The sequence below is a fragment of the Aeromonas sp. FDAARGOS 1406 genome, assembly GCF_019048565.1.
GTDB lineage: Bacteria > Pseudomonadota > Gammaproteobacteria > Enterobacterales > Aeromonadaceae > Aeromonas > Aeromonas caviae.
Window position 1 is genome coordinate 140,583 of record NZ_CP077378.1, and the last position, 16,128, is coordinate 156,710.

Below are 16,128 nucleotides of genomic sequence, written 5' to 3' on the forward strand. Positions count from 1 at the left end.
GACTTGCCGCGTCGGCGCTTAGCCCAATCCCCGCATTCTATTTAAGGAAAATGGGGTCACCCAGCTTCCACATATCGAGCCAACACCATGAGACAAGCCCTGGATAAGACCCTCAGAACCCAGCTGGAAAGCACCGTCCTTGCCGCCCGTGAGGTAGTTGAAACCGCCTGCCGGGAAGAGATTGAGCGCTTAGGGGTGGCTGATGCCACTGTGCCTGCCTTTCTGAACGACGCTCAGCGCAAGCTGCGTAACCGCCTGCGAGCCCACGCTCGCCAGCTGGGCGATTCGCTTCACGATAATGGCAAGCAAGAGACAGCTCACCTGCTGGCCGAGATGGCTTACGAGCAGTGGCACCGCATGCTGTTTGCCCGTTTTCTCGAGCAAAACAACCTGTTGATGTATGACGCTTATACCCCGGTCACCCTGGATGAGTGCGCAGAACTGTTAGAAGAAGAGCCCGATTGCGCCAGCGCCTGGGAGCTGGCGGGGCGTCTGGCAGCCAAGATGTTGCCCCAGGTGTTTAGGGTGGATTCCCCCGTGCTGGCGGTGCGCCTGCCCATCAACCATCAGCGCACCCTCGAAGGCTTGATCATGGCCTTGCTACCTGCGGTGTTCGAGGCACAAGACAGCCTGGGTTGGTGCTATCAGTTCTGGCAGAGCAAGCGTAAAGAGGAAGTCAACAAATCCGGCGTGCCCATCGGGGCCGATGAGCTCAGCCCGGTCACCCAGCTCTTTACCGAACCCTATATGGTCTCGTTCCTCTTGGATAACGCCCTGGGTGCCTGGTGGGCCAAACGTCGTCTCACCGATGATCACCTGCGTCATGCCAGCGATGAGCAGGAATTGCGTGAGCGCGCAGCCATCCCAGGCGTGCCGCTTACTTACCTGCGCTTTGTTAAAGTGACGGATACCCAAGGGGAGCGCTGGCAACCGGCCGGTGGTTGGTATGACGCCTGGCCACAGGATATTAGCGAGCTAAAAACCCTCGACCCTTGCTGCGGCTCCGGTCACTTCCTGGTGGCGCTCTTTTTGATGCTGGTGCCGATGCGCATGCACCTGGAAGGGTGTGATACCAATACCGCCATTGAGCGGGTGATCACGCAAAACCTGCATGGCTTAGAGCTCGATAGCCGCTGCATCGAAATCGCCGCCTTTGCCCTGGCGCTGGAAGCCTGGCGTTTCCCCAATGCCGGTGGTTATCGGGCACTGCCTTCCTTGCAGCTTGCTTGCTCCGGGCAAGATGTGCAGGCCGCCAGCCATGAGTGGCAACAGCTTGCCAAACAAAATCCAGAGCTCGAACCTGCTCTCGATTGGTTGATGCGCCAGTTTAGCGATGCCCCGGTGCTGGGTAGCCTTATCGATATCAAACGTGCTCACTATGAGGGCAAGGGCCAAGGTGCCCCGGCCCCCTGGCTGCAACTGCTCGATGCCCAAGCCCAAAGTGATGATGAAAGTAAAGAGACACAAGTCGCGGCGCAAGGCTTGGCCCTGGCAGCTAAGTTGCTGACGGGGAGCTACCACCTAGTAGCGACCAATGTGCCCTATTTGGGAGCCAAACGACAAGCAAGTGGCTTACGAGACTATTGTGAAAATTACTACCCGGAAGCCAAAGCCGATCTGGCCACCGTATTTTTGGAGCGTTGCCTCGATTTTAATCCTCAGGGCGGTAGCTCAACGATTGTCTTACCGCAGAACTGGCTATTTCTGACCAGCTATAAGAAGTTCCGCGAGAAACTATTAACCGAACAGACCTGGAATCTATTGGCTCGTCTTGGGCCAAGAGCCTTTGAAACTATCTCTGGTGAGGTGGTTCAGGCAATTTTAATTACCCTAAGCAAAGGTGTGGCACCTAAGGATGCGTTTTTGCGTGGGGTGGATGTATCAGCTAGTAAAACAGCAACTGAAAAATCCGATGAATGTCGAAAATCAGACATTTTTGCTGTTAAGCAATCTGAACAAAAAAACAACCCAGATTACGTAATAACAATAAAAGTATCTTCAGATTCGTTGCCTTTGCTAGCTGATTTTGCAATTTCTATGCGAGGAATTGTTTCTGGTGATACAGATAAATGGATTAAAAAATATTGGGAAAAACCAAAATTAGGTAGTTTTCGTTTTTTGCAAAGTACGCCATCAACAACAAATATAGGCATTGGGAAAGAGCATATGATTGATTGGTGCTCGAGTGGCATTGGTATGCTTAGACCAGGGGCTAATAATATGGCATATGGTTGCAAGGGGATTGCTCACGGGCAGATTGGGGTTTTACCTGCAACCAATTACGATGGCAATTTGTATGACAATAATACTGCTGCGCTGATTCCTAACGATAGAGGGAATTTGGCTGCGTTATGGTGCTATTCGTCATCTACTGAATTTTCTGAACAGGTTAGAAAAATAGATCAAGCACTTAAGGTTACCAATGCAACCTTGTTGAAAATCCCATTTGATTTAAATTATTGGACTCAAATAGCAGAAAAAGAATATCCAAATGGCCTACCAAAACCCTACACGAATGATCCAACCCAATGGATCTTCCATGGCCACCCCTGTGCCTCAGTTATTTGGGATGACGAAAGTAAATGGACCAAAGAGGGGCCGGTGCGCTTTGATGACATCGTGCTGCAAGTGGCGGTAGCGCGCCTGCTGGGGTATCAGTGGCCTGCCGAGTTGGATAAAGAGATGGAGCTGGCCGATGAGCAGCGTCAGCTGGTTGATGAGGTTGCCAAGCTTAACGCCTTTGCCGATGAAGATGGCATCGTTTGCCTCCCAGCTGTGCGCGGTGAAGCCCCGGCTCATACCCGGTTGGAAAAATTGCTGGTGGCAGCCTACGAGGATGATTGGAAGGCCGGAGCCCTGGATAAGCTGCTTGCCGCCGTGGGCAGCAAGAGCCTGGAGCTTTGGCTGCGCGACAAGTTTTTCGAGCAACACTGCAAGTTGTTCCAACATAGACCCTTTATCTGGCATATCTGGGACGGCCTAAAAGATGGCTTCTCCGCCCTGGTCAACTACCACAAGCTCGACCGCTCGGGGCTGGAACGCCTGATCTACACCTACCTGGGGGATTGGATCCGCATCCAGGAGCAGGGGGTAAAAGAAGCGCGCGATGGCGCAGAGGAGCGCCTGACTGCCGCCAAAAACCTGCAACAGCGCCTCGAGGCCATCTTGGCCGGTGAAAAAGGGCTCGATATCTTTGTACGCTGGAAGCCCCTGACCGAACAACCCATCGGTTGGGAGCCGGACCTTAACGATGGTGTGCGCCTCAATATTCGCCCCTTCCTCAAAGCGGCCGATGTCGGCAAAAAAGGCGCCGGTATCCTGCGCTTTAAGCCCAATATCAACTGGAACAAGGATCGCGGTAACGACGTCGCCGACGCCCCTTGGTACACTCTGGGCCTGCAATACGGTGAAAAAGAGGGAGCGCGTATTAACGATCACCACTTGTCGCTAGCTGACAAACGCGCCGCCAGAGCAAACCAACCAAAATGATGGAAGCCCTATGATCGATACGCTCAAGACGGTCAATGTTGGCCCTGCTCCTAGCTTGTCGCTGGCCTTTGGCCAGCGGCTTAATCTGCTAACCGGCGATAACGGCTTGGGTAAGAGCTTCTTGCTGGATATCGCCTGGTGGGCGCTGACTCGCCGCTGGCCAGCTGAGATCAACCCTAAGCTCACCACAGGGCGTAAAGCCCTGCCCAGTGAGGTAGGGGAGGCGAGCATCAGCTTTTCATTTACCGCCAAGAGTAAAAATGAAGAGTACCAGAGTACCTTTGCCCGCCGTGAACAGAGCTGGACCGGCCGCCCCGGGCGGCCTGCCAACCCTGGCCTGGTGCTCTATGCCATGGCTGACGGTAGTTTCGCGCTGTGGGATCCGCACCGTAACTACTGGCGCACCCAGGGAGAGCTCGATATTCAAGAGCGTCTGCCTGCCTATGTGCTCAGCCCCAGCGAGGTGTGGGATGGCCTGGCCAGTAGCGATGGCAGTTGGCTGTGCAATGGCCTTATTCGCGATCTGGCCAGCTGGCAGAAAGAGAAAGGGGCGGCATTTAAGCACCTGAAAGCGGTACTTAAGGCGCTATCGCCTTCTTCTGATGAGATCCTGACCCTGGGGGAGCTGACCCGGATCAGCCTGGATGATGCGCGGGATATCCCGACCATCCGGATGCCGTACCAAAAAGATGTGCCCGTGGTGCACGCCTCATCAGGGATGCGGCGTATCTTAGCCCTGGCCTATCTGTTGGTGTGGGCCTGGCAAGAGCATCAGCAGGCTGCCAAGCAACTGGGGGAACCGGTGACACCCCAGATCACCTTCTTGATCGACGAGATTGAATCTCACCTGCATCCCAGCTGGCAGCGCAGCATAGTGCCCACCTTGCTCGGCGTCATGGGGCTGCTTGATAAACAGGCCAAGGTGCAGTTAATCACTGCGACCCATTCCCCCTTGGTGATGGCCTCGGTCGAGCCGCTGTTTGATGCAAGCCAAGATGCCTGGTTTGATCTGGATCTAGCTAAAGGCGAGGTGATGCTCACCCGGCGAGATTTTGAAAAGCAGGGGGATGTCACCAGTTGGTTAACCAGCGATGCCTTTGACTTACCCAGTGGGCGACCGAAAGAGTACGAGCAGCTGATCAAGCAGGCTTCGGCGCTCTTGGGGCAACCGGCTCCAGATCCCCAGGCGCTCGCTGCCATGTATCAGCAATTGCTGCTCGCGTTAAAGCCGACCGATGATTTTCTGTTTCGCTGGCGCGCCATCTGCGATAAGAAGGGTTGGCCGTTATGATCCCGGTGTCATTGCAACCTGAGCCTGCCGATGTTGATGCCAGAGTGCGCCAGCCGGGGCTCGATTGGTTAGCCACAAATGGCATAGCGCTCAATGCGCCACCACCGGATGCATCCAAGTTACCCAACTATTGGACGCGTTCTAACAAGCAGTTGTGGGATACCTACAGTGGTGTTTGCGCCTATCTGGCGATCTATTTTGAGTGGGTTATTGGCGCGGCCTCGACCGACCACTTTGTGGCCAAATCGCAAAATGCAGGGGATGCCTATGAGTGGGATAACTACCGTCTAAGCGCCCTTGGTCCGAACCGCAATAAGAATAAGTTTGATGATGTGCTAGACCCCATCGGCTTGGCCCCTGAGACCTTTATCATCAACTTTGCCAATGGCGAGATTGCGGTCAACCATGCGCGTTATCCTGCCGGAACGCCGCATGCCGATGCCGCCGCTGAGACCATTACCCGTCTCAAGCTCGATAGCCCGGAGCATAATCAGATGCGCGCCCGCCATTATGACAACTATCTGAGAAATGACTGTTCGCTCGTTTTTTTACAACGCCACTCTCCCTTTGTTCATGGCGAGCTGATCCGCCAGGGGTTGGCTTAAGCCTTAAGGCGCGAAACAGAATCGAGAATTCCATGCAAGTTATCGACTATCTGGTTACTCAATTGCGCGACAGCGCGCGTTATAACTCTCAGGTGCAGGTACCGCCCGCAGTGGTGCTCTGGACCGATGAAACCCGGCAGTGGCAAGCTGCCATGCCGATTATCAAGCGCTATTTACCCGAGCTGCTCGAGCTGGGGGAGTATCTGCCCGCCGAACGCACCGGCCCTGCCATTTGGCTAAAGTGCTTGATTGCAGGTACTGCACCAGAGCAATCCCTGCCTGCTGATGCCATCCCGATCCTCTATCTGCCCGGCGTCAGTCGCAAAGATCTGCGGGCCATCGACCAATGCTCGCTTGCTCTGCAACCCCTTGCCGAGTTGCAGTATCGCGGCTGCTGGTGGGCCTATAACACTGCCGGTCGGGATTGGAGCGTCGGTTCTTTTTTAAGTAATCCCAAAGTGGGGTTGCAGCTTGATGTCGCCAAAGATGGTAAAACCCAGCAAGCGTTGCTAGAGGTGTTGCCTGATCTGCTTGAAGCTCAGGCCGCCAGTTTGCAGGGCAAACGGTTAGAAACTAGCGATCTCTATGCGTTGGCGGGGGGCGACCCAATCCGCAATATGCTGGCTTGGCTCAATGAGCCTGAGGCCATCCAAAAGGAGTGGCAGCAGAGCAACCGCTGGCAGCACTTCTGTGGGCAGAGCCAAGATGCGTTTGGTATTGATCCTGCCAACGCTGAGATCTCCACATTGTTGCCGCTGCTGTGTGATGCACAGGGACCTTGGCAAACGGTGTGGGAGCGTTTTAGCGACACGGCTGCACACCATGTTTCGCTCGTAAAGACACTGCACGAGGTACAACCTAGCGAATTGCTCTTTGAACCAGCCCGATACCCCTTTTGCAATCAGCATGAAGAGCAACGATTAGCGCAGACGCTCACTGCTTTGGTAGCTGAAGAGGTGGCAACCATCCGTACTCGCCTAATGTCACTCAACGCTGAGCATGCAACTCGGCGTGAGTGGTTGTGGGCCGGGCTCGGGCTCTCGCCTTGGGCGATGTTGCTGGATCCGTTAAGCCAACTGAGTGAGCTGACTCGTCAACCATTGGGAGGGCCGGATATCGAGACCATGGCCAGCCATTACCAGGAGAAGGTTTGGCAGACCGATGATCTTGCCCTGCTGGTGATGGCCTTGGCGAGCGATAGCGCCATGGAGCAGGTAGCCGCCGCGCTGCTTGGCAAACTGTATACCCCTTGGTTGGAGGCGGTGACCCTGCATTTCCAGCACTTGGTGAAGAGCCAGGGTTATCCTGGTGGTCAGGGAGTGCAAGAGCCAGTCGGCTCATACCAGGGCGCCAGTACCGTGCTCTTTTTTGTCGATGGCTTGCGTCTTGATATGGGCCACCGTCTTCAGCATCTACTGGAGAAGGCTACCCTGCAAGCCAGCTTGAAAACCCGTTGGAGTGCGCTCCCCAGTTTGACTGCGACCGCTAAAGCGGCAGTGACGCCCCTTAGCCCCTTGTTGATCGGTGATCTGGAAAACGACGATTTTGTCCCGCAGTTTGCCGACAGTGGCGCTGATTTCTCGAGCCATCATTTCAAGAAGGGGCTAGCCCAAGCCGGTTGGCAATATCTGGAAGGTCACGATTGTGGTGAGCCAGAGCAAGGTAAGGCCTGGGTGCAATGTGGCGACCTAGATAATCTGGGCCACGAGCGTCAGCAAAGCCTGCCGAAATTTATCGATCATGCCTTAAAGGGGGTGGTTGAGCGGATAGTGAGCCTGCTAGAGGCCGGTTGGACTAGGGTACATGTGGTGACCGACCATGGTTGGTTATGGAGCCCAGAGAAGTTACCTAAGGCTGAGCTGACCAAACACATGACGGAACTGCGCACTCCGCGCTGCGCCATTTTGAAAGGTAATGGCCAGAGTGACTACCTACAATGCCCCTGGCATTGGAACCCCGCAGTGCGAGTAGTGATGGCCCCCGGGATCAGTTTGTTCCAGGCGGGGGATTACTATAATCACGGCGGTGTGAGTCTGCAGGAGTGCTTAACGCCAGAGTTGATGGTTTCAAGGTAGCAAGGGTATAGGTGGGAGTTGTTGGTACAACTCCCTGTTTGAAATGGCAAAGAAAAAAGTAGGTAAAAAAGTAGCACCTATCGTCCTGCGTCGTGGTGGCGTTGAGTCGAGAAGTATCTGGAATATTGCTGCCGCTGTGAGCCAGGATCAGTTGTCCTATCATGCACATGATGAGGCACTGCCTTTTATTATATCACCAGCGAGCGGATGGCCCTACTCAAGGGCTGGATCGTCTACTGACTTGGAGGGTTATATTCGAATTTACCATCATCGAGATTATCTATTTAGGAAGTTAAATACGACTCCGATAGTTGGTAATGTTAATATTAAGCCTCCAAAAAAGAACAAGAACAAACGAAAAATATTAACTTTGTCACATATAGAAGGACCATCATCATTTATATCCCCAGCGTCAGCTATAGATAACTTACTCATCGAGATAGCAGAGCTGAATCAACTTCATGATTACAATGAGAGACAAAGTATAGCATCTTCTCTTTCTATATCGCTTTTGAATGATTGGCCTTATTCAAGAGGAGCAGCTCAATCTGAGCTTGATGAGTATATTAGAGTCTACCATCATCGAGATTATTTATTCAAAAAGTTAAACACGACCCCGATAACACGGCGTGCTGAAAACAAAAAATTCAAAAATAAAAGTTCTGGACGTGAGATTTTAACTCTGCGTAAAGTGGGGGATGTGGCACAATTTTCGTGGCCCACGACCGCTATACTCACGTCAAATCACAGTTTGACGGAGATTAACTGGCCTAAGATTGGCATCCTACAAGCGGTTGGGTATAGAGTCGGCGATAAAGGGTTGTTTAAAAATGAACGACAAAAGATTTTAAACGAAGTATATAAAAACCAATTGCCATTGGTCGAAAGCCAGTCCTATATGGATGAATGGGGTTTTCCTAAATCATCGCAAAGGCTATATAAAATCGCATATACTATTGCTGCTCTGGTCAGAAATGCAAAAAGAAAAACAAAGGCCGATATGCGATGTGCAATAAGTGAGTGGGAAAGTGATCTCTCTTGGTTAAGAGATAAGTACTATGTTGATATGATGTGGGATTGGCCATCTACTTAAAATAAATGGCCAACTGTATGAAGTCATTTTTTGAAAATGGAGTGACTTTTAATCCTTGTCGATGACATGTTGGTTTCATCAGTTGACGATGCCAGCGCCACACCCCGCTTAAATAAAACGATGATGGTGTCATCGTAGTCAATATCTAGTGCAGCAGATAATTCAATAAGGTCATCTTCATCCATGGTGCGTTTATAGGCACTCTGTTGCCGTGATAAGTTATACACACTGAAAACTGTCGCCATAAACCGCTTGCTATCTGTACTCTCACCACCACCAGGATTAACGATCTGGTTAAATAATAGTGGCTCACCCTGATCAAGTTTTCTAATAAATGATAAAGTTCGTTCTTTGGCACAACTCTCGGTAAAGTCATTGTAAGTGGCACCATTGACCCATTGTGCCTTTATCCAGTTTTGATGTTCCCCTCGCAAAGCCCGGCCACTTTTTATAAAAGGCCCACCATCTTTAAGATACTCTTCTCGAATAAGCCTAATCGCTTCTAATTCATCACTATCGAGATTGTATTTGCTGAACTCTGGTTCTGTTTCATGCAATTTTACTGGGACTATGCGATATCGCTCAGTTAAATAGATAAACTGGTCCGGCTGGATAGCGTTTTTTACGGAATTCTCTACACTACTGCTAATGGTGAGACCACGGTCAAAACCAGCGACATCATAGCGCTCGCAGATATATTCAAACTGTGCTTGTAAGGCTGCAAAGTCACAGTGTTCAGATTGAGACTCAAGATGATCCAGTAATTCACTGTAAGCCCCGATAGCATCAAGATTAGTATAATGAATTGCCTTTATGTTGTCATGGTAGCCACATGCTCTGCCAATATTTGCTTGGACGATCGCGGCGATATTGGAGATGGTACTATCCCAGCTGTTGATCAGCTCATCTTTCATTTTCGAGCCAAAATTAATCCCTGCCCGAAAACCTGCCACGGTAATTGCAATCAGCTTGTCATCAAAGAGGCTGGCTGTATCATAAGCGTATTTGAAATCTTGAATCGAGCTAATTTCATGTTCTTCGACACCAGCTAGCTTTTGGCCAATGATAAAAATCTGGTCCTCTGCAATTCCTTGCTCGAGCAGTATGGCCTTCACTGAAGCAGCTGCACCACTTTGTACCCTAACTAGACTCCAACCAGGGCCTTGATATTCAAGGAATTGTCTAATGAATCGTCTTCGTAATAACGAGTCTTGGCAAAAATCGCGCTGTGTTGGATCAAGTTTCACGATCTGGTGATGCTTGTGCATGCTCCGAATACCGTGGTACTCGGAGCTTGTTTTGTGAAATACCAGTTGAGTGTGGTACTGATGTTTTAGAATTGAATCAGCGCCAGCGGCATAGAGAGCGCTAAAAGGTGTTGCAGAGATAAACGCAATCTTACAATCGCTATTTTCACTATCAAGGTAATTGAATACATCGCTGTAGCGAATGCTATCTTGATGAGTGCCGTAATGGCACTCATCAATGATGATCAATCGTGGCTGTTGATGCTTAAACTCGGATGCCAGGGTAAGCCTGAAATTCGTGAAATTACTCACGACCATGTTGGGGCATGCAGCGAAGTCAGATTTGGCTTGTTCTAACAAAGCAAGGTCAGCCATCGTGACCAAGTACAAGGTATCTTTTAACTTGCGACGATCACATAAGTCACTGTCAGATAATGAATTCCGCTGCAGGCAACTGAGTGCCAAGGCAATGCCGGATTTTCCTGATTGCATCTCTGCTGCAATAACGACCGCTCTTGAGCCATTTTCAAAATGACTAAAAGCTCGCTGCGCCGCATTTATCTGATGTGAAAAAGTATGACCAGATAGTACTGATGCAACTTTTTCTCTATGCCGTGTAGCCTGATTGTTCATGTGACTGTTTAACTCGCTTAAGCGTTGCGCTGTTGCTCAGAAAATTGCGACTCATCATGGATGATTGTTTCATTTTCTGGCAGTTCATTGGCGGCTGCTTTCATACGGCTTGCCTCGGCATTATATTCACCACGTTTATAGAGAACGAACATGGTGTCATCATGCTCGATACCAAAATGATCACACATTTCATGAACATCATCTTCTGTCATGACCCATTTTTTGACATTGTTTCGCCGAGACATGTTATAAATACTGAATATAGTGGCAGTGACAAGTTTTTGCTCTGTATATTCACCAGAGCCAGGCATAACAATGGTATTGAATTCTATAGGCTCTTGCTGATCTACTTTGTGTGTAAAATTTAGGGTCCGTTCTTTCATCGTTCCCTCTTTACGTGCTTTCTCCTTGTTATCATAGGAATCGCCATTGACCCAATGAGCCTTTACCCAATTTTTCTTGGCACCACGCATGGCACGAGAAGACTTTACAGAAGGACCTGAATCTCTGAGTAGCTCTTCACGTAGCAGTGCTATGGCTTGTATGATTAATTTATCCTTTGTGTGTTGTGTAAAGTCGTAATCCGGATCAAGCAGCTTGGCTGGCACGGCAACGTAGCTATCGGTCATGTATGTTTCAACATCACCTATGGGGCGACGCCGCTTGTTTTTGACGGTTAATCCTACATCCAAACCATTGACATTAAACTCTTGGCATACATCTTCAAAAAATTCTTTGAGACCATCAAAATCAGAGGCGGCGTGTTCACTGGTATTTTTATCAAGGTAATCCAGGATTGCCCCATAGGCTTGCGCCGCATTAAGGCTTGTGAAGTGGTGTGCTTCTCGATTGTCATGGTAGCCACAGGCTCTGCCAATGTTCGCTTGTACCACTGCCGCAACACTGGTTACCGTACTGTCCCAGGTGGCAATGAGCCGCTGTTTCATATCTTGACCAAAATTAATCCCTGCGCGACAGCCTGCTACGGTAATAGCAATGAGCTTTTCGTCAAAGTCGATGCATTCATCGAACTCTTTTTTAAATCGTTCAATGGTAGTTAATTGGTCTTCTGGGACACCGCTGAGATCTTTGCCAAGAATATGAACATTCTGATCTGCAAATCCTGCTTGAATAAAACCAGTTTTTGCCTCCATGGCGGCACCTGGCGGCACCCTGACCAATACCCATCCTGCACCTTCATGTTGTTTAAGTAAACTCAGCAGCTTCGCTTTGGCTGGTGAGTCATCGAGAATATTCCTCGAGTCAGAATCCAATCCCGTGACTTTATTGGAGCGCAGCATTTCCCTAAGGAAGGTGCGAATAAGTCATATGGCACGAGAGCATTTACTGGTAACCCATTGATATTAAATGACTAAAATTTTCATTTTTTGTTCGTGGGATACTTGTTCGCACTTTCCCTAACACCGTAGTACTCGTTACTGGTGCGATGGAATACCAATTTGGTATTAAAATCACGCCGTAAAATTGAGTTGCGAGCTGCCTCTTCGGCTGCTTCTGCTGCTTCAATAGCCTCTTTTTCTCTATGATTATGTTTTGCTATTTCTTCTTCGTGTTTGGCAACATCGTATTCTGTCTCTGCCGCATAGAGAGCCCCAAAAGGCGTCGCAGAGATAAAAACTACTTTGCAATCTTTATTCTCTTTTTCGAGGTAATCAAAAACCTTGCAGTACCGTATAGCTGCCGCATTTGAGCCATAGTGACACTCGTCGATCAGGATCAGTTTGGGCGGATTGCCTTTAAAGCTTCGCTCTAAATCTTGGTCGAATCGAATAAAGTTACTAACAACCACATTTTTAGCATCTGCCAGATCTTTTTCAGCCTGCTCTAACAAGGCAACGTCAGGCATGGTTACCAAATAGAGAGTATCTTTGAGCTTGGAGCGGTCGCAGACCTCTTCATCAGTCAGTGACAGACGTTGCAAACAACAAAGAGCGAGTGCCACACCAGACTTGCCTGCTTGCATCTCTGCCGCAGTGATAACTGCACGGACGTTTCCCTTTAGTGCATCGAATGTCTTTTGTGCTGCGATACGTTGGTGATCATGTAATTTCCCACCAGTCAAAATGAGGTAGATTTTTTGTCTCAGAGAGTCGGCTTTAGCTGTCATGGAAGAGAGGTCAGTTCAGTTAATGAATGATACCACTAGTTTCACACAGCTCGTTGCTGACTCCAACAAAGAGCCCGTAGAACGTACGATGCTTATCGCCGGTTTATTGGGGCGCGAACCGGCCTCAAGCCATCCAAGTGTAAATTCGTAGTGAAGATTCTACTTGTCCAAGAGCAGATCACTCTGGTCGCTGCAATCAGTGGGAAGATAATCAAGGTGCCAGTTGGCCTTCCCGTACTGCGGATTGTCTGAAATGGCGCTGACTCGATTTTTTTACCCCTATCTCTCTGTTAATCTGGGCGTTTTCTGCTAGGTGCCTGCTTACTATGTCTATCGATTACTACAACCAACACGCCGATAGCTTCGTCGAAGGCACGCTGTCGGTCGATATGCAACCGCTTTACCAGCGCTTCTTGCCTCTGCTCGCCGCAGGCGCTCATATCGTCGATGCGGGCTGCGGCTCTGGTCGGGACAGTCTCTACTTCCGAGAGCAGGGCTTTCAGGTCACTGCGTTCGATGCCAGCGCGGAGCTGGCCCTGCGTGCCGAGCGCCTGCTTGGTCAGCCGGTGCAACTGTGCCGTTTCGAGCAGTTTGTGGCTCCCGTGCCGGTCGATGCCATCTGGGCCTGTGCCAGTCTGCTGCATGTTCCCCGCGCCGAATTGGATGCCGTAATGGCCCATCTGTGCCAGCAACTCGCGGACGGTGGTCTGCTCTATTGCTCGTTCAAATATGGGGTAGACGAGACCGAGCGCGATGGCCGAGCCTTCACCCAGTTGGATGAGGCGGGGCTGCACGCCCTGATCACGCCGTTGCCGCTGAGCGAGGTCGAGACTTGGCTGACGGCGGATCGACGCCCCGGCCGCGAGCAGGAGCGTTGGCTTAACGCCATCGTGCGCAAGGTCGGGTCATGAGTGCACCCGTGCTCATCAGCGGGGGAGAGGCGGGGGATCCGGAGTTCAACGATCCCCTGTTGCCACATCTGCTGGACGCCATCGCCCGTTGTGGCGAGGGTAGCCGCATCGAGTTGTGTGTCTCCTTTATTCGCCAAAGCGGGCTGGTGCTGTTGCGCGGTGCCCTGCACGAGGCGTTGGCGCGAGGAGCACGGCTTCGGGTGATCACCTCGGACTATCTGGAGGTGACTCAGCCGGTGGCGCTGCGCGAGTTGCTTAAATTTGATCCCGCTCGCTCTTGCGCGCTGATCTACCAGAGTCAGGGCAATCGCGGCTTTCACCTCAAGTCCTATCTGTTTGTCCAGCACGCAGCCCAGTATCTAGGCGAGCAAGTTGGCCAGGAAGGGTCGCCAGCGGTGCTCGGTGGCCAGGCGTTTCTCGGCTCCAGCAATATCTCTGCCGCCGCCCTCACCGAGTCGCTGGAGTGGAACTGGTCGCTCAGGGCTGAGCCGAGCGGCCCCAGCGAGCCGCATCACAGCCTGCGTCAGCTCGCGGCTCAAATCGATCGGCTGGCGCAAGACGCGCGGGTCGTGCCCCTTACCCACGACTGGATCGATGGCTACCTCGCTCGCTATCGGCAGAGCGCGCTGCGGGAGTTGCGGGTGCTCACTGGGGATCATCGCAGCAGCGCTGAGCAGCTGCGTGAAGCCCCCATCCCCAACAGCGTGCAGCAAGAGGCGCTGATGGCGCTGCAAGCCGCGCGGGCACAGGGGCATAAACGGGGTGTGGTGGTCATGGCGACCGGCCTTGGCAAGACTTGGCTCGCGGCTTTTGATGTGCGCCAGATGCAGGCGGCCCGCCTGCTGTTTGTTGCCCATCGGGAGGAGATCCTGACCCAAGCGCGCCAGACCTTCTTGCACATGGTGCCGCGGGCAAATTCGGGCCTCTATCATGGTCAGCAGCAGGATGAGGCCGACTGGCTGTTTGCCTCCATCCAGACCCTGGGCAAGAGTCAGCATCTGCTGCGCTTTGCACCGGATCACTTCGATTACGTGGTGGTCGATGAGTTTCATCATGCCGCCTCACCCTCCTACCGGCGCTTGCTAAACCACTTCAAGCCCCGCTTCCTGCTCGGGCTGACCGCGACCCCTGACCGCACCGATCAGGCCGATATTCTGGCGCTGTGCGACAACAATCTCGTCTTTGAACGGGGGCTGGCCCTCGCCATCGAGCAGAAGATGCTGGTGCCGCTCACCTATCACGGCATTTTGGATGACACCGTCGACTATGCCGCGCTGCCTTGGCGCAACGGTCAGTTTGACCCCCATGCGCTGGAGAGTGCCTTCGCCAGTCAGAAGCGGGCTCAGCACGCCCTTAGCCAGTGGCGACGTTTACGCCAGCAGCGCACGCTGGCCTTCTGCATCTCGACCCGTCATGCCGATTTTATGGCCAGCGTCTTCCAGCAAGCCGGTGTGCGGGCGATAGCCGTCTATGCGGGCTCCCGCCAGGGGCGACAAGCCGCCCTGGAGCAACTGGCCGCCGCCGAGCTTGATATCATCTTCTCGGTAGATTTGTTCAACGAAGGCACCGACTTGCCCGCCATCGATACCGTGCTGATGCTGCGCCCCACCGAGTCGCGCATCGTGTTCCTGCAACAGTTGGGGCGGGGCTTGCGCCTCTATCAAGGCAAAGAACGCCTGGTGGTGATCGATCTGGTGGGCAATCACAAGGCGTGTCTCTACAAGCCCCAGCTGCTGCAAACGCAATTGACCCGCCCACCAACGCACGCAAACAGGGCGATGCCGCTGGCGGCAGGTTGTTTTATCAATCTGGATCCCAAGCTGCTTCCGCTGCTGGCGCTGTTAAAAAAGCAGCAGAAACCGACTCTGATTGAGACCTATCAGACCCTCAAAGAGCACCTCGGCTATCGCCCCACCGCGCGGCAAACCTGGGCAGTCCGGCTGGGTGAGCAACTGCGTTTCGATACCCAAAAACAGGGGGGCTGGTTTGAGCTGCTCGCCCAAGCGGGCGATCTGGGGGAGGAGGAGCTGCGCGTGCTGAACCGGCACGGCGACTTTCTGCGTTCGGGGGTGGAGCACACCGCGCTCACCAAGAGTTTCAAGTTGATCCTGCTATTGGCGCTGCTCGAACTCGACGGCCTGCGTGAGCCACCCACCTTGGCGGCGCTGGCCAGCCACTCCCGTTACCTGTTTGAGCGGCATCCCGAGCTGGCCCGCCTCGATCTACCGGTCAAGCAGCAAGCCCTGAGCGCCGACAGCCCGGCTTGGCTCAGTTACTGGAAGAGCAATCCGATCAAGTTCAGCAGTGGCGGCAATCCAGGCGCCAAGGGGGAGTACTGGTTCGAGGTAAGGGAGGATCGCTTCTGCCCACGCTTCGCGGTGAGTGAGGAGGATATCGATCCTCTGCATCGCATGGTGCAAGAGCTGCTGGACTTGCGTCTGGCCCAATATCAGCAGCGCAAAATCGCATCGGCAGCCGCCATTTCCCCTGAGCCCTTCACAACTATCCACGATGAGGAACAGGCGCTGGCGCCTGATGCCAAAGCGCGTCAGGTGACCCTGATTTAAGGCTGGCTATCCGATAGCACGATCAGTGTAAAAACAAGCAGTGTAAAAACCAGCAGCGTGAAAGCAATCAAGGCGCCAGTGGCGCCTTG

At 52.3% G+C, this 16,128-nt stretch carries 10 protein-coding genes; 7 read left to right on the top strand and 3 right to left on the bottom strand.

What is annotated here, in order from left to right:
• Positions 1-87: 87 nt before the first annotated feature.
• From I6L36_RS00710 to I6L36_RS00730, 5 genes are read left to right on the top strand one after another with little or no spacing between them, the layout of a single operon-like run.
• Complete coding sequence (locus I6L36_RS00710; RefSeq protein ID WP_216986929.1) at positions 88-3,489, top strand: DNA methyltransferase; 3,402 nt, start codon at positions 88-90, stop codon at positions 3,487-3,489.
• A 10-nt stretch (positions 3,490-3,499) separates the two neighbouring features.
• Entirely contained in the window at positions 3,500-4,780 is a 1,281-nt protein-coding gene (locus I6L36_RS00715; protein WP_216986930.1) for an AAA family ATPase, read from the top strand.
• On the top strand, positions 4,777-5,385 hold the full coding sequence (locus tag I6L36_RS00720; RefSeq protein ID WP_216986931.1) for a hypothetical protein: 609 nt from the start codon (positions 4,777-4,779) through the stop codon (positions 5,383-5,385). Before I6L36_RS00715 ends, I6L36_RS00720 begins: the two co-directional genes overlap by 4 nt.
• A gap of 32 nt (positions 5,386-5,417) precedes the next feature.
• Positions 5,418-7,460, top strand: coding sequence for a BREX-1 system phosphatase PglZ type B (gene pglZ / locus I6L36_RS00725; protein ID WP_216986932.1), 2,043 nt, complete (start codon positions 5,418-5,420; stop codon positions 7,458-7,460).
• Positions 7,461-7,503: 43 nt separating this feature from the next.
• Positions 7,504-8,553, top strand: coding sequence for a hypothetical protein (locus I6L36_RS00730; RefSeq protein WP_216986933.1), 1,050 nt, complete (start codon positions 7,504-7,506; stop codon positions 8,551-8,553).
• Positions 8,554-8,576: 23 nt separating this feature from the next.
• On the opposite strand, the gene I6L36_RS00735 is transcribed toward I6L36_RS00730, so the two are convergent.
• The 3 genes from I6L36_RS00735 to I6L36_RS00745 form a co-directional block, all read right to left on the bottom strand.
• Positions 8,577-10,433: a DEAD/DEAH box helicase family protein gene (locus I6L36_RS00735; protein WP_254203457.1), complete on the bottom strand. Its 1,857-nt coding sequence runs from the start codon at positions 10,431-10,433 to the stop codon at positions 8,577-8,579.
• 17 nt (positions 10,434-10,450) lie between these two features.
• Positions 10,451-11,734 (bottom strand): glutathione synthase, encoded by a 1,284-nt coding sequence (locus tag I6L36_RS00740; protein ID WP_216986934.1) that lies wholly within the window; start codon positions 11,732-11,734, stop codon positions 10,451-10,453.
• Between the two features lie 80 nt (positions 11,735-11,814).
• Positions 11,815-12,561, bottom strand: coding sequence for a DEAD/DEAH box helicase family protein (locus I6L36_RS00745; RefSeq protein WP_216986935.1), 747 nt, complete (start codon positions 12,559-12,561; stop codon positions 11,815-11,817).
• Positions 12,562-12,887: 326 nt separating this feature from the next.
• Between I6L36_RS00745 and I6L36_RS00750 the strand changes: the two genes are divergently transcribed.
• Together I6L36_RS00750 and I6L36_RS00755 are read left to right on the top strand one after the other, a co-directional pair.
• Entirely contained in the window at positions 12,888-13,472 is a 585-nt protein-coding gene (locus I6L36_RS00750; RefSeq protein ID WP_216986936.1) for a bifunctional 2-polyprenyl-6-hydroxyphenol methylase/3-demethylubiquinol 3-O-methyltransferase UbiG, read from the top strand.
• Complete coding sequence (locus I6L36_RS00755; RefSeq protein ID WP_041204617.1) at positions 13,469-16,039, top strand: DEAD/DEAH box helicase family protein; 2,571 nt, start codon at positions 13,469-13,471, stop codon at positions 16,037-16,039. The genes I6L36_RS00750 and I6L36_RS00755 overlap by 4 nt, the downstream gene beginning before the upstream one ends.
• Positions 16,040-16,128: the final 89 nt, after the last annotated feature.

What these genes read in the sequence shown, in the direction of transcription:
- I6L36_RS00745 (WP_216986935.1), bottom strand. Translation starts at nt 12,561, where the DNA reads ATGACAGCTAAAGCCGACTCTCTGAGACAAAAAATCTACCTCATTTTG.
- I6L36_RS00735 (WP_254203457.1), bottom strand. Translation starts at nt 10,433, where the DNA reads ATGAACAATCAGGCTACACGGCATAGAGAAAAAGTTGCATCAGTACTA.
- I6L36_RS00740 (WP_216986934.1), bottom strand. Translation starts at nt 11,734, where the DNA reads ATGCTGCGCTCCAATAAAGTCACGGGATTGGATTCTGACTCGAGGAAT.
- I6L36_RS00720 (WP_216986931.1), top strand. Translation starts at nt 4,777, where the DNA reads ATGATCCCGGTGTCATTGCAACCTGAGCCTGCCGATGTTGATGCCAGA.
- I6L36_RS00715 (WP_216986930.1), top strand. Translation starts at nt 3,500, where the DNA reads ATGATCGATACGCTCAAGACGGTCAATGTTGGCCCTGCTCCTAGCTTG.
- I6L36_RS00730 (WP_216986933.1), top strand. Translation starts at nt 7,504, where the DNA reads ATGGCAAAGAAAAAAGTAGGTAAAAAAGTAGCACCTATCGTCCTGCGT.
- I6L36_RS00755 (WP_041204617.1), top strand. Translation starts at nt 13,469, where the DNA reads ATGAGTGCACCCGTGCTCATCAGCGGGGGAGAGGCGGGGGATCCGGAG.
- pglZ (WP_216986932.1), top strand. Translation starts at nt 5,418, where the DNA reads ATGCAAGTTATCGACTATCTGGTTACTCAATTGCGCGACAGCGCGCGT.
- I6L36_RS00710 (WP_216986929.1), top strand. Translation starts at nt 88, where the DNA reads ATGAGACAAGCCCTGGATAAGACCCTCAGAACCCAGCTGGAAAGCACC.
- I6L36_RS00750 (WP_216986936.1), top strand. Translation starts at nt 12,888, where the DNA reads ATGTCTATCGATTACTACAACCAACACGCCGATAGCTTCGTCGAAGGC.